This window comes from Simiduia sp. 21SJ11W-1 (assembly GCF_024138675.1).
Taxonomy (GTDB): domain Bacteria; phylum Pseudomonadota; class Gammaproteobacteria; order Pseudomonadales; family Cellvibrionaceae; genus Simiduia.
Genome location: NZ_CP090959.1, coordinates 3052581 through 3065054, shown reverse-complemented (window position 1 = coordinate 3065054; position 12474 = coordinate 3052581). Strand labels below are relative to the sequence as shown.

Below are 12474 nucleotides of genomic sequence, written 5' to 3'. Positions count from 1 at the left end.
GCCAAAACAGCAAAGTCAGGGGGCTGCGCATTATTGGCCTGCTGAAAATCCTAAGGCTTCCGCCTTGGTGCAGGCGGCTATAGCGCGCACCCGCGAGTCTGTTGTGTACGATGGGCGCTATCTGTCAATAGGTTACCCCATGGGGGATGTACCTGCGTCTATTGGTGTGTGTACCGATGTGGTTATTCGCAGTTATCGCGCGTTGGGTATTGATTTACAGCAGCAGGTGCATGAAGACATGCGCGAAAATTTTTCGGCCTATCCATCAGCCAGAATTTGGGGATTGCGCGCACCCGATACCAACATAGATCACCGGCGGGTGCCGAATCTACAAACTTTTTTCAGTCGCTATGGTGAAGCGCTGGCGGTAACAGATGCGCCTGAGGATTATCTGCCGGGGGATTTGGTCACCTGGCGAGTAGGAGGGGCGCTGCCACACATTGGCATCGTGATTGATCAGCATTCAGAAGATGAGCTGCGCCCGCTGATTGTGCACAATATTGGCAAGGGGCCTGTAGTGGAAGACATACTCTTTGCCTACCCTGTTACCGGCCATTACCGGTATTTTCCAAAATAAGTGTAAAGCCTGTAGCGTTTGTGTAAGTTAATTAATAGATGACTTTAAAAGGACGTATATGAATCAATTAATCCCTCCTTCTAACATGAATAAATGGCCAGGTATTCTTATTGTCGGGTTGCTGGGCGTGTTGTTGTTTGTTGTGACGGCTTGCAGCCAGCGGCAAATTTACGACGGCATTCAAACCAGTAACCGCTCGGCGTGCATGCAGCGCCCGCCAAGCCAGCAAGCCGAGTGTATATCCCGTGCGGAAAAGTCCTACGAGCAATATCAGCGTGAGCGTGAAATGTTGGAGCGCTCAGGTGAGGCTGAATGACGCCAGTGTTTTTATCTTTCCCCGATAACTCGCGGCGCTGGGCCTGGTAGGCAGCATCATTCGCCCGCTGCACAGGCTGAGATTTAGCCATTCTACAGCCCGAAACTACAGCCCGAAACTACAGCCCGAAAACGCGCCGTAAAATAACCGTACTTAGGTACAGAGGAATAGCAGGCGAGTCTATATATGCACAGGCCTGGATTTAGACATGTCTAAATATGGCTATGTCTAAATCTGGACATGTCTAGATCCAGACCCAGGCCCGAAAATTAACAACCCGAGGCTAGATCTAGACACATCTTGCCGGGCTAAGGGTTTCATTGGCGCCAAATATAGACACATGCCCGCTAACTTATGGCATTATTTGGCTCAAATGGATGGCATGCCTAGATATAGACACAGGCATGTCTAGATATGGAGGGCTGGTCTAGATTTAGACTGGCCATTGAATAAGCTGTTATGTTTACTTCAGGTTCAATTGATTTCAGGGAGAGTAAAATCCAATGAGCTACCAAAAAGAAGATTCAAAGTTTGCCGATCGATTTCTTGGTCAAAGCATGATGTTTAGCGCGGCCCTATTAGGGCTTTCCTTTACCGATAGTGGGGCTATTCAGTTTTTCTACGTTTTTGTAATGGCTGTTCTGCTTCCTCTTTTGCTAGGTCTTGATAAAAAGGGTGAGCAAACACAGGTTGCACAAGAAAACATCGGGTGAAACTAAAAACATAACAAGGCCATCTTGCACCGCCAGCAAAGCTGGCTGGACAAATTTTCCGTGGTTCGTTTTGCGCTTTAACGCTACGCTAGCTCAAAACGCTCCACTCAAAATTTGCCGCAAATGGCGGCGTTATGTGTTCTCTGTGATGCGAGTCTTACGGAATATTTATGGGTAACAACCTTTCTTCAATAATGTTTTATGTTTTTTCCGCTGCGTATTTGTTTTTAGTTGGTGGGTCTATCTATGGTTTTTTTGTAAATGAAATTTCAGTTTTTCAATATACGTTAACTGGTTGGTCAAAGAATTTGCTATGTTTGTTTGGCATACTTATAGCGGGTGCTGTGGCTGCTTACCCAATTGTATTGGCAGTGTATAGGGCATTTAGCCTTGGTGGTAAATAATAAAGTGGGCGGTAAACTACCACATAACAATCGCATTAAAATCGACGGCCAATACTCCGGTTGTTTTGTGTTGTTCGCTAACGCTCTCAAATTAACACAAATCAACCTCCGTATTAGCCGCGTTTTATGCGGGCGTTATGCGGAAAAGCGAAATCCCGAGAATGATGGCGCGCAAATTACTTCGTAGTCATGATCAGCGCGGCATTAAAGTGAAGCAGATCAAAGAAGTAAGGTTGCAAATTTAATTGATTGGGCTAGCCCATTGTTGTTAACTTCGTATTCAAGATAAGTTTGGAGTCAAAGAGAACTCTTTAAAAATATTGTTGTAAGGTCAACATTATTAGGGGCTTTTCTTGCGCTGCCAGGTATTGGCGGTGTTGGTTCAAGAATAATGTGCCTGTAAATTGGGCAAAATAAGCGAAGGGCGGTGTGTAACTAGGTCGCGCATAACAAGCGGTTCTAGGGTCGCCGCAAAAAACGCGGCTGGGACGGCCTACGCTGACGCTCCGGCCGCCCCTAAACCGGGCGTTATGCAGTGGAAGATATATGGACATTAATCGACTTGATGGAATACTTGATAATGGATGGAACTCTACAAAGGAAGAGAGAGTCCGGTCAGCGCTTGAGTATCTCGAAGGTGTGGAGCCAGCAAAGGTATTGCCGGTCTTGAAAAGACTCAAAACTAAATATGAAGATCAACTCCTTTTGCAAGTGAGAAACATTACAGGATCAGGCTCTCAGCAAGACTACATTGATGCATATGTGTATGCTTTTGAAGCATGCGAAATAGTCTTAGATGCCATTAAAAAGAAGCATGATGTTGCATAACAAGCCAAAGCAGCAAGGGCCTGCGGCCGGGACGCGCTGAACGCGCGCCCCTGTTTGAGGCGTTATGCGGAAAAGCGAAATCCGGAGTTTGGTTGCGCAACAAGCACTTCGTAGCGATGATCGGCAGGGCATCAAAGTAGGGTGCCTCCAAGTAGTACGGATAAAATCAAGATTGATTAGTGGCGTCCATCGCTGGTAACTTCGTAGTCAAGAAAAGTTTGGCGTCAAAGAGAACTCCTTGAAACAAACATTGTTGTAAACTCCGTCTTATTAAGGGGTTTTTCTAGCGCTGCCAGGCAATGGCAGTGTTAATTTAAGAATAATTGGCCTGTAAGTTGGGCTAAATAAACAAAGGGCGGTGCGTAACTAGGTCGCGCATAACAAGCGGTTCTAGGGTCGCCGCAAAATACGCGGCTGGGACGGCCTACGCTGACGCTCCGGCCGCCCCTAAACCGGGCGTTAAGGCTCAATCAGTATCAAGCATGGAAATATACAAACAAGTAAGACTATTTAGAAAATCTTTACTTTCCATTGATCCTGAGGAGTTTAGATTCGGTCTATTCTCACAATTCCCCAAGGCTTGTTGTGAGTATTCGTCATACCTTTTGGCAAAGTTTCTAGTTGAAGAACTTGATCATAAAGGGATCATGATGCTGCGAGGTGAAAACAGATACAAAATATCACAGAGACACGTGTGGCTTAGGTTAGGTCAAATGGATATAGATATAACAGCAAATCAGTTTTCATCTACAGCAAAAACGGTATTTGCAGAGGCTCATAGTGAATGGCATAAGCGGTATAGGGTATTTGAGCAATCGATTCCTGATACTAGTTTTAATCAATTCCATGGAGAGCCTAAATCTGACTTGCTATATGATTACAAAAATATACTAAGCAGGCTAAAATGCCTTAACAAGCCAAAGCAGCAAGGGCCTCCGGCCGGGACGCGCTAACGCGCGCCCCTGTTTGAGGCGTTATGTTTCTAGGTGAACGATGAAGATAATTCTAATACTGTTAATAGCTCTGTATTCTCTAGCCGCGGTTGGCCATGAAGATACCATTATTAAAAGAGATGGCGATATACTAATTGGACTTCCGAGTGACTATCAGCCTGCTATTTTTGTAGAAAGTAAATTGGAGCTAAGGCTTGGGAGTAAATCAGTTACTTTTCCTAAATGTATGAAAGAGCTGTTCGCACTAAAAGGCGACGAAATAATTACTCTCCACGCTTCGTGGTATCACGGATCCGAACCAGGAGGGTTGCCACCTTACATATCTCTTCAGAAGAGTAGCCATCCATACGATTTTGAAAAGCATTTACTTATTAATATGGATACCCTTCATCCAATTGACACCGGATTTAGCTACGGTTTGCAGGAGGATGAAAAGAAGTGCCTAAAGGAATTCAAACCAAGAAGTGAAAAATAAACATAACAAGGCAATTATATCGCCCGCTAAAGTCGCGGGCTGGGACGGCGTACACTACGCTGCGCTTCGTTCCAGCCGCCCCATATTGCGGCGTTATACAAAGGTCATCTATGCCATATGAAATAAGCTTCCGTAAAAAGGTCGATTATGCGGATGAAGATTTTTACTTCAATGAATGTTGCTACGGCGGTGAGCACTTTGTCGATCTATTGAGTCATTTGGTCAAGGAGTTTACTGATATTCAGTCGGAGCAAGAAGATTGGGGTTGGTTCATTTGGTTTAATAACGGAAAAAGTGATCCATTTAGCTACGCAATTGATGTGTTTACGGATGATATAGAAAAGTATGAGTTCAGGATTCATCTAACCTCAAATAAAAAAATTAAGCGTCTTTTATGGAACTCTACAATTATTGAGGATTCAGAATATCTTGAATCTCTGAAAGACCGAGTCTCAGCAGTGTTAACAGAGTATGGCGTTGAACATCTCGTTAGCGTTAAATTAGATAAGGATCACAGAAGGCTTGAGTCAGTTGTATAACAAGCGGTTGTAGGTTCGCCGCACAAAAAACGTGCGGCTGCGACGGCTTACGCTACGCTCCAGCCGCGCCTAAACCGGGCGTTATGCGGAAAAGCGAAATCCCGAGAGTGATGGCACACAAATTCCTTCGTAGTCATGAACAAAAGGCGTCGAAGTAGGGTGGCTCCAAGTAGTTCGGATAAAATCAGAATTGATTGGTGGCGCCCATCGCTGGTAACTTCGTAGTCAAGAAAAGTTTGGCGTCAAAGCGAACTCTTTGAAACAAACATTGTTGTAAACTCCGTTTTCTTAAGGGGTTTTTCTAGCGCTGCCAGGCAATGGCAGTGTTAATTTAAGAATAAATGGCCTGTAAGTTGGGCTAAATAAACAAAGGGCGGTGCGTAACTAGGTCGCGCATAACAAGCGGTTCTAGTCACCGCACAAAAAACGTGCGGCTGGGACGGCCTACGCTGACGCTCCGGCCGCCCCTAAACCGGGCGTTAGGCAGCCATGAGAGAAACTACCATCTTCGAAAATAAGAACCTTATCGAAATTCGAACGGGAATAAGTCATGATGAAGTTCATTCGGCTTGGAAAGATGATGCGAACGAGGGTTTTCTTTTTTGCCATTCGATTGAATTGGTTTTTGATGATCAATCTACATTCACGATTAAGCCGTGCGAAGTAGAACTGCCAGGTCGCTTTCCCGCGCTCGGGCTGAAGGTGAGTGAGGGGAAATTTCAGGAGCAGTCTTTTCTACTTGAAATGGAGGGCCTTCCTTCAAAAATATTGGAAATAAAGCAGGATGATTACCTTGGCGAGGGTGTAGAAAACCAAACGAAATTCACGCTCAAAAATGACAAAAAGGTAGTAATAAGGCATGTGTTTCCTCCGATGACACTGGGTATTAAAATCGAGGCAAGCAATGCCTAACAAACAGCTCAAACTGACCTCCACTGCGTTGCTCGTTTTGTGCTTTTCCGCTACGCTCGCACAAAACAATCAACTCCGTTCCGGCGGCTTAGCTGGGCGTTATGCAATCTAAAGAGTAAAAGTATGAATATGAATCAGGTGACTTTGCCAGTAATAAATATGGAAGAGGCAACAGATTTTTATAGGCGAATGGGATTTCTTCAAATAGTAGATACTCCCCACTATGCCCGGTTTGAATGTCCTGAGGGTGAAGCCACTTTTTCCCTTTCTCTCGAAGCAAATCAATATTCAAATGGTGCGGTAATCTACTTTGAGAATACAGAGTTGGATAAGTTAGTTCTTGGCCTAAAGAAAAAAGGGTTTAAGTTCGATCAAGAGCCCATGGATATGAATTATCTATGGAGAGAAGCTGTGCTGCATGACCCATCGGGTAATAAAATTAAACTATTTTGGGCTGGTGAAAACCGTTTAAATCCTCCATGGAGAGTCGAACAAAGTGCATAACAAGGCAATTTACCGGACTTCCACTGCGTTGTTCCTTTTGCGGTTAATCGCTACGCTACCGCAAAATCCACAACTTCGTTTCAGCCGGTAATTGCGGCGTTATGCGTAAGCAGGAATCAGCCTTGAGAAAAGTAATAGGAATTACAGCCCTGGTAGCAATCACTTTTTTTGCTGGATATCTAACTGCAAGTTGGCAATTTGTATATTCAACGACCTATGAGTTGAATGAACCGCTTTCCATTAATAGTTCGCAAGGCTCTGGTGTACTTCCAGTTGGTACAGAGCTCCATTACCAATCAATGGCGCATGGAGAAGTCGATTTCTATGCGTTCATACGAATTCCTCGGGAGGAAGCGATGGCTAAAACCAAAGAGATTGAAGTAGATACATACAATGGTATAAAAAGGCTGAAATCTAGTGCAGAGTAAATCGCATAACAAGGCGCTGTTGTCGCCGCTAAAAACGCGGCTGGGACGCTCACTACGTTCGCGCCCCAAAGCTTGGCGTTACGTGATGGTAGCTAAACATTGAAAATTCTATTTCTACCAGGAATGGATGGAACGGGTTTGCTCTTCAACGAGCTAATTCAGAATATCCCGAAAGAAATAGACCTTGAAGTTGTTTGCCTCAATGAAATGCAGGCCGTGAGCTACCGCCAGCAGGCTGAGGAGATAGCTGGAAAAATTGGATCTTCAAACGTTGTGGTGGTTGCTGAATCATATTCTGGAAGAATTGCGTATGAATTATGCAATATCCTTGGCGGTAGAGTCTCGAAAGTAGTTTTTATAGCTAGCTTTGTTTCCCGTCCCGGAAAGCTGGCAAGGTTTGCTGCCTCCTTGCCGGAGTCTGTTATTAAGCCTAATCTGTTTCCAAACTGGCTTATGAAAATGCTATGTTTTAACGGCCTTGGCAAATGGGTGCTAATGGATCAAGTTCGCCAAGCAATCGCAGAGGTTGGGCCAAGCACGTTAAAACAGCGTTTATTGAATATTGCTGAACTTGATGAGCCAAAAGGTCATCTACCAACTGCAGCCGTGTATATCCGGCCAACAAATGATCGCTTGGTTTCATATGATGCAGTTAAAGTTTTGGGTGATATCTATCCCCACTTGAGTATCGAATCTGTGGAAGGCGGACACTTCATTGCACAAACGGCCCCGGAATCGTGTGCGAGAGTCATAGTCCGTGCCATAACCACGTAACAAACAGCGGCAGAGCGACAGCCAACGCTACGCACATTTTGTGTTACTCGCTGGCGCTCAAACATTAACACAAAATGCGATCCGCGCTGGCTGCGCCTGCGCTGGGCGTTAGTTGTTTTATGAAGAATTTACTGATCTTAAATATTTTATTAATGATGACCTTAGGTTGTTCTTCTACGGCGCCATATCCCTATCAGGTTTGGTCGTCACAGGAGACTCCAAGGACTTTCAAAGTGAATGAGCCGTGGGTTCTCGTGATCTTGGATAACGAAGGATCCATTAAGCAACGGCTCACGGTTAAATTCACTGAAGCCGTTGCAGATTCCTGTTCCTCGGGTGATTGGAGAGTATTAGATGTAGTTAATACGTATCCTAACGGAAGCGATATCATTCTGGGTGAGCCTGCCTACTATTTGAGCGGCGCCGCATTGATCGTCGATTTATCGGCCAATTTGTGTGACGCGGGCTATGAATTGATGGGTCAGCTTACGTTGGTTGGCGTTTCTGGGGAGCACTATCCAGTCAGTATGTTTGGTGGAGAAAAGGAAGGTAACTTCTATGGAGTTCCGGTCTATGACAACTAACAAAAATAGGCAATGCGACGCCGAAAAGCGGCGCGCTTGCTATTGGCGTTAAGAATCTGGGATGAGCTATGTCACGAAAGGTAAAGGAAATTATTGCTTGGGGGACCAAAGGCTCTGTAGAGGGTAAGAAGTTTATTGCAACTCCGAAGAATGGTTACTATGTTCTTCACTCAGAAGAGCTTTCAAGAAAAACTAAAAAACCACTAAATTACAGTGCTACGAAAGTATATGTTGAAACGTTGGAGGAAGCAGCGAAGCTAATCCTATCTGTAGGACATCATATACGCGTTTACAACAAAGAAACGAAACAAGAAAACAAGCGCCAGGCCAGTGAAGTTGAAATTATATGGGCATAATGCTTAACAAACGCAACCAAAACGGCCTGTCGGCCTCGACTCGCTCCGCTCGCGTTTTCTCCGGGCGTTAGTGAGGCCAGTAGATGTATTTGCATACTCGGAAAGCAATTATTCAAGCTGGCTTTGATCCCGAAGTTGTTGAGGTAATAGCAGCTTCTATTTCAGCATCTGAGAGCCTTAGCTGTGCAAAGGAAATATTTAGGATTTTTATTGTTGAAGCGGAAAAGCTTCCTTGGCCTCAAGACACTGATTTTGGCTCGTTGGTATTGCAATCTAAAAGCGCGCAAGCCTCAAATCTTGAAGTGAAGCGGTTCATGCTTGAGGAAGCTATTTTAAGAGCACAGTGGTGCGCTACTTGCGCAACTTCTGTCGGTGAAGGGCTTGCTCGGATGGTTCATGTTGATGTACTGAAAGCCGAGCTAGAGAAATGCAACTAACAAGGCGGTCAAACATCGTTCCGCTTCGCTCCACTGGACAGATCAATAGGGTCAAGATCAATAGGGTCCGACTCATTTGATTTCTCTGGTGGTACCAATAAAGCCAAGGCTCCGGGTGATGTTCCATTCATTGTGCGGATCGAAGCCAAGACCCGGCGTAGAGCTTCACTCGTCCGGCAATGTGGTGAAAGAAAATCGGCTGCTTACAAGAATAGACGAGATCAAAGACCCTATTGATCAGTAGCTGGATCGCACTGACTAATTTTCGCTTTGACTAAATGAAATCGGTTGCTATGTGAAATTATTGTCTTTTAGCTTGGTACATCCACATTTAATAATCTTTCAGTTATAGTGCACAACTGACTAAGCGCCAAAAGGAATTCGGTGTTGCAAACCAATTATTTACTTATTCAGTTAATACTGTATGTGTTTTTACCGCTTTGGGGCATTGCCGGGTTTGTTGACTGGTGCTGTCACCGATCTACACGCATAGAGCATAACTCTGGCCTAAAAGAGTCACTTATTCACTCGCTAATGGGGCTGCAAATGGCAGTCCCAATTTTGCTATGCCTACTCTTCGAGGTGAATGTCCTGATTATGTTGATATGCCTCGTAGCCTGGTTGGCACACGAGTTGGTGGCGCATTACGATGTGCACTACGCCGCGCCGAAGCGCTATATCAGTATCTGGGAAATGCATGCACACAATTATCTGGCTACCTTGCCTTTGTATATGCTGCTGCTGATCATCGTAATTAATTACCCGGTGTTTATTAAGCTGGTGAGCTTTGATTGGCAAGGTGAGTTTAAACTTAACCCCATGCCTTATGCCCACGGAGGGGAGGCCTATCTGCCGTATTACCTCGGCTTTATGGCTTTAGTGTGCGTGCTGCCTTATATGGAAGAAAATATGCGTTGTTTGTTGGTCGCACTGAAGCGTCGTCGGGAGCAAGAATGAGCGTTTACATCACGAGTAGTGGCAATTATTTACCTGGCCCGCCGATCACTAACGATGAAATGGAGCCCCTGCTGGGTATGGTGCACGGTAAACCTAGCAGGCTGCGGCGGCGTATTTTGCAGTCTAACGGTATTCAAACGCGGCATTATGCAATTGATGCTGATCACAATACGACTATTTCCAATGCTGCTATGGCTGCCAAAGCCGCAGAGCACTGCTTGAGCAGCAGCTTTTTAGGCAAACGCCAGATTAAAATGCTCAGCGCCGCCACCAGTCAGGGGGATATTGTGCTGCCTGGTTTCGGCTCTATGTTGCAGGCTGAGCTGGCGTTGAGTGACGTTGAATTGCACAGCAGTCACGGCATTTGCTCCAGTAGTTTGATGGCTTTGAAAGCTGCCTTTACTAACTTGAAAGCTGGCGAACAATCCAATGCGTTGGTGGTGGCCAGCGAGCTGACCTCGCGCCTGTTTAAAGCCAGCCGCTATGAAGCCGCCGGCAGCAAGCTCGATTTTAATGCCGAGTTTTTACGCTGGATGCTATCTGACGGTGCAGGTGCTTTGTTGCTGGAAACCCAGCCGCGTGGTAAATGCTTTCGCATTGACTGGATTCGTAGCTTCTCCCATGCCGATGCCTATCCGGTGTGTATGAGTGTTGGCTATCCGGCAGGCGACAGCCAACACAAAAGCTGGCAGGACTACCCCAGCTATGGCGAGGCTGAAGCTGCCGGTGCTTTGTTAATCCGTCAGGACGTTCGCCTGCTGGAAAATATCGTCAAGTTAGGTGTAGACGGTTATCTGCGTTTAATCAGTGAGGGGCGAGTGCAGCCGGAAAATATTGACCATGTACTATGCCATTACTCATCTCATTATTTTAAAAGTAAAATTTTCGACATGATGCAGCGAGCCGGTGTAGGTATTGCCGAGCACAAGTGGTACACCAATTTGTATAGCCGCGGCAATACTGGTTGCGCCTCTATTTTTATCATGTTGGACGAATTTCGAACCAGTCAGCCGCATCAGCCAGGTGATACTATTTTATGTATGGTGCCCGAGAGTGGGCGCTTTAATAATGCTTATATGCAATTAACAGTCGTAGAGGCCTGAATGAAAGAGCAGGAATTGAGTCCGCAGAGCCAGCAGTGCTTGCAGGAACTGATGCGCGTTTGGTTCGAGTTTGAGCGACAGCTGGGCCGGGTGCCATTGCTGCAGCGGTTAGACCGGGGCCAGTTCAGTAAAGCCGACTATTGCCAACTGCTTTTAAATTGGCGCCAGCAAGTAATCGAGGGTTCGCGCTGGATAAGCCGTTGCGCGTCTAGCTTTGATCGCGACTATAGCGACGTGCGATCCACCATAATCGGCCACGCCCGTGAAGAGCACCGTGATTACGAAATGCTCGACTGCGACTTTGTTGCCGCCGGCGGCAACTTGGCAGATATTCAAAGCGCACCGCGCAATATCGGTACCGAAGCCTTGCATGGATTCCTGATGTATCGCGCCAGTCAGCCAAATCCGGTCGATTTAGTGGGCGCGATGTGGATCATTGAAGGTCTAGGCCAGAAGATGGCTGACAACTGGGCTACCCAAATCGACAAGGCTACTGGCGGTGATGGCAGCTATACCCGCTTTATGCGCTACCATGGCGCGAATGATGATGCCCATATGCAAAAGCTTTATAAGCTGCTTAACCGTTTATGCGAAAGCCCGACCCAGTTGGCTGCGATAGTGCGCACCGCCCGCGTGACGGCCAGGCTATATTGCCTGCAAATGGAAGAGGTGGATAATGACTACTGATAAAAAAGCCAGCTACAGTGCCTATCTGCGTGCCATTGCCAGCGATAACTCACTGCCGATTGAACAGGCGGCGCTGGATCTCTGGCTAAAAGATCTGCAAAACCCGTTGCGTTGGAGTGTGCGGCCGCTACTGCAGTTCTTTTTTGCTGTATTACTGCACCTGATTTGGTTGTTTAAGCGCTTGCCGCTTCCGCAGTTTAGTGCGCATGTCACCCTGCAACGGCTCATCTGCTGGTTCTGCACTCATTTTGTAAGTAAAGAAGCCAATTTGCTGATTTTACGCCACTATGCCACTGAGTCTAATATCCTCAACTTTCTTGCTGAAAACAGCCCCGAGGTGGAGTTTACTCCGGTGCGCCTCTATCCGAACAAGATTGCCGATATGATAAGCGCAAGCTTCGTTGAGCACGACCAGGAACTCTTTCGTTTGTTTAGTGAGCTGGGTCATTGGAGGCCCCCAGAGCAGCCGCTTGAGGCAGGGGAGCTGAAATGGAAAGGCTGGCAAAGCATTGATATGGAAAAATTCGAAGTGAGTGAAAAGTTCACTCAGTGCCTTGATTTTGAGACTTCACATGCGTTGTTCATGTGTCTGTTTAGTCTGTTGTTAACTCGCGAAGAATACCGTGATGCCATTAATGGTTTTAACCTCGACCAATCTATTGCCATCCGCATTGGTAATCTGGTGGGAGACAATAGCTTGCGCGAGATGGCTTATAATAAATATCCTCATTATCTGGTGGGCCCCTGGAACTTGGGTCAGCGATTTTTAATGCACGGTTTTTTTACTGAGCATATGTATGCTTATTTGCAGCAACGCTATAGGAGCGCTGTTTAGGATAATTTGAGTCAGATAAGCATTTTGGCGCGCATTGCAGCTCTTCGCTTGCGCCAGCGTTATGCTAGGGTTACAGAACTTTCAATCAATGG

At 46.1% G+C, this 12474-nt stretch carries 19 protein-coding genes; all 19 read left to right on the top strand.

The window, feature by feature from the left end; all coding sequences use genetic code 11:
* Positions 1-67: 67 nt before the first annotated feature.
* The 19 genes from L1F30_RS13430 (at position 68) to L1F30_RS13340 (ending at position 12382) form a co-directional block, all read left to right on the top strand.
* The gene (locus L1F30_RS13430) at positions 68-577 is read left to right on the top strand and encodes a DUF1287 domain-containing protein (protein WP_253356747.1); all 510 of its coding nucleotides are present in this window, start codon (positions 68-70) and stop codon (positions 575-577) included.
* A gap of 58 nt (positions 578-635) precedes the next feature.
* Positions 636-893, top strand: coding sequence for a hypothetical protein (locus L1F30_RS13425; RefSeq protein WP_253356746.1), 258 nt, complete (start codon positions 636-638; stop codon positions 891-893).
* A gap of 503 nt (positions 894-1396) precedes the next feature.
* On the top strand, positions 1397-1606 hold the full coding sequence (locus tag L1F30_RS13420; protein ID WP_253356745.1) for a hypothetical protein: 210 nt from the start codon (positions 1397-1399) through the stop codon (positions 1604-1606).
* Positions 1607-1776: 170 nt separating this feature from the next.
* Positions 1777-2010, top strand: coding sequence for a hypothetical protein (locus L1F30_RS13415; protein WP_253356744.1), 234 nt, complete (start codon positions 1777-1779; stop codon positions 2008-2010).
* Between the two features lie 546 nt (positions 2011-2556).
* Complete coding sequence (locus tag L1F30_RS13410) at positions 2557-2838, top strand: hypothetical protein (protein WP_253356743.1); 282 nt, start codon at positions 2557-2559, stop codon at positions 2836-2838.
* 482 nt (positions 2839-3320) lie between these two features.
* Positions 3321-3791, top strand: coding sequence for a hypothetical protein (locus tag L1F30_RS13405; RefSeq protein WP_253356742.1), 471 nt, complete (start codon positions 3321-3323; stop codon positions 3789-3791).
* 40 nt (positions 3792-3831) lie between these two features.
* On the top strand, positions 3832-4266 hold the full coding sequence (locus tag L1F30_RS13400) for a hypothetical protein (RefSeq protein ID WP_253356741.1): 435 nt from the start codon (positions 3832-3834) through the stop codon (positions 4264-4266).
* Between the two features lie 110 nt (positions 4267-4376).
* Positions 4377-4805 (top strand): hypothetical protein, encoded by a 429-nt coding sequence (locus L1F30_RS13395; protein WP_253356740.1) that lies wholly within the window; start codon positions 4377-4379, stop codon positions 4803-4805.
* Between the two features lie 489 nt (positions 4806-5294).
* Positions 5295-5717, top strand: a complete 423-nt coding sequence (locus L1F30_RS13390) for a hypothetical protein (protein WP_253356739.1) — start codon at positions 5295-5297, stop codon at positions 5715-5717.
* Positions 5718-5840: 123 nt separating this feature from the next.
* Positions 5841-6221 carry a VOC family protein gene (locus L1F30_RS13385; protein WP_253356738.1) on the top strand — a complete coding sequence of 127 codons (381 nt, stop codon included), beginning with the start codon at positions 5841-5843 and terminating at the stop codon, positions 6219-6221.
* A 101-nt stretch (positions 6222-6322) separates the two neighbouring features.
* Positions 6323-6649 carry a hypothetical protein gene (locus tag L1F30_RS13380; RefSeq protein ID WP_253356737.1) on the top strand — a complete coding sequence of 109 codons (327 nt, stop codon included), beginning with the start codon at positions 6323-6325 and terminating at the stop codon, positions 6647-6649.
* Between the two features lie 99 nt (positions 6650-6748).
* Positions 6749-7423, top strand: coding sequence for an alpha/beta fold hydrolase (locus tag L1F30_RS13375; RefSeq protein WP_253356736.1), 675 nt, complete (start codon positions 6749-6751; stop codon positions 7421-7423).
* 119 nt (positions 7424-7542) lie between these two features.
* Positions 7543-8007, top strand: coding sequence for a hypothetical protein (locus tag L1F30_RS13370; protein ID WP_253356735.1), 465 nt, complete (start codon positions 7543-7545; stop codon positions 8005-8007).
* A 68-nt stretch (positions 8008-8075) separates the two neighbouring features.
* Positions 8076-8363 (top strand): hypothetical protein, encoded by a 288-nt coding sequence (locus tag L1F30_RS13365; protein ID WP_253356734.1) that lies wholly within the window; start codon positions 8076-8078, stop codon positions 8361-8363.
* 83 nt (positions 8364-8446) lie between these two features.
* Complete coding sequence (locus L1F30_RS13360) at positions 8447-8800, top strand: hypothetical protein (RefSeq protein WP_253356733.1); 354 nt, start codon at positions 8447-8449, stop codon at positions 8798-8800.
* Positions 8801-9184: 384 nt separating this feature from the next.
* Complete coding sequence (locus L1F30_RS13355; protein WP_253356732.1) at positions 9185-9757, top strand: diguanylate cyclase; 573 nt, start codon at positions 9185-9187, stop codon at positions 9755-9757.
* A complete protein-coding gene (locus L1F30_RS13350; RefSeq protein WP_253356731.1) occupies positions 9754-10860 on the top strand; it encodes a beta-ketoacyl-ACP synthase III in 1107 nt (368 codons plus the stop codon). The genes L1F30_RS13355 and L1F30_RS13350 overlap by 4 nt, the downstream gene beginning before the upstream one ends.
* Positions 10861-11547: an iron-containing redox enzyme family protein gene (locus tag L1F30_RS13345; RefSeq protein WP_253356730.1), complete on the top strand. Its 687-nt coding sequence runs from the start codon at positions 10861-10863 to the stop codon at positions 11545-11547. It begins immediately after the preceding gene.
* A complete protein-coding gene (locus tag L1F30_RS13340; RefSeq protein WP_253356729.1) occupies positions 11537-12382 on the top strand; it encodes a hypothetical protein in 846 nt (281 codons plus the stop codon). The genes L1F30_RS13345 and L1F30_RS13340 overlap by 11 nt, the downstream gene beginning before the upstream one ends.
* Positions 12383-12474: the final 92 nt, after the last annotated feature.

Coding starts and splice junctions, on each gene's coding strand:
- L1F30_RS13345 (WP_253356730.1), top strand. CDS start 10,861: ATGAAAGAGCAGGAATTGAGTCCGCAGAGCCAGCAGTGCTTGCAGGAA.
- L1F30_RS13385 (WP_253356738.1), top strand. CDS start 5,841: ATGAATATGAATCAGGTGACTTTGCCAGTAATAAATATGGAAGAGGCA.
- L1F30_RS13360 (WP_253356733.1), top strand. CDS start 8,447: ATGTATTTGCATACTCGGAAAGCAATTATTCAAGCTGGCTTTGATCCC.
- L1F30_RS13420 (WP_253356745.1), top strand. CDS start 1,397: ATGAGCTACCAAAAAGAAGATTCAAAGTTTGCCGATCGATTTCTTGGT.
- L1F30_RS13340 (WP_253356729.1), top strand. CDS start 11,537: ATGACTACTGATAAAAAAGCCAGCTACAGTGCCTATCTGCGTGCCATT.
- L1F30_RS13390 (WP_253356739.1), top strand. CDS start 5,295: ATGAGAGAAACTACCATCTTCGAAAATAAGAACCTTATCGAAATTCGA.
- L1F30_RS13410 (WP_253356743.1), top strand. CDS start 2,557: ATGGACATTAATCGACTTGATGGAATACTTGATAATGGATGGAACTCT.
- L1F30_RS13380 (WP_253356737.1), top strand. CDS start 6,323: ATGCGTAAGCAGGAATCAGCCTTGAGAAAAGTAATAGGAATTACAGCC.
- L1F30_RS13365 (WP_253356734.1), top strand. CDS start 8,076: ATGTCACGAAAGGTAAAGGAAATTATTGCTTGGGGGACCAAAGGCTCT.
- L1F30_RS13350 (WP_253356731.1), top strand. CDS start 9,754: ATGAGCGTTTACATCACGAGTAGTGGCAATTATTTACCTGGCCCGCCG.
- L1F30_RS13415 (WP_253356744.1), top strand. CDS start 1,777: ATGGGTAACAACCTTTCTTCAATAATGTTTTATGTTTTTTCCGCTGCG.
- L1F30_RS13400 (WP_253356741.1), top strand. CDS start 3,832: ATGAAGATAATTCTAATACTGTTAATAGCTCTGTATTCTCTAGCCGCG.
- L1F30_RS13405 (WP_253356742.1), top strand. CDS start 3,321: ATGGAAATATACAAACAAGTAAGACTATTTAGAAAATCTTTACTTTCC.
- L1F30_RS13370 (WP_253356735.1), top strand. CDS start 7,543: ATGAAGAATTTACTGATCTTAAATATTTTATTAATGATGACCTTAGGT.
- L1F30_RS13425 (WP_253356746.1), top strand. CDS start 636: ATGAATCAATTAATCCCTCCTTCTAACATGAATAAATGGCCAGGTATT.
- L1F30_RS13395 (WP_253356740.1), top strand. CDS start 4,377: ATGCCATATGAAATAAGCTTCCGTAAAAAGGTCGATTATGCGGATGAA.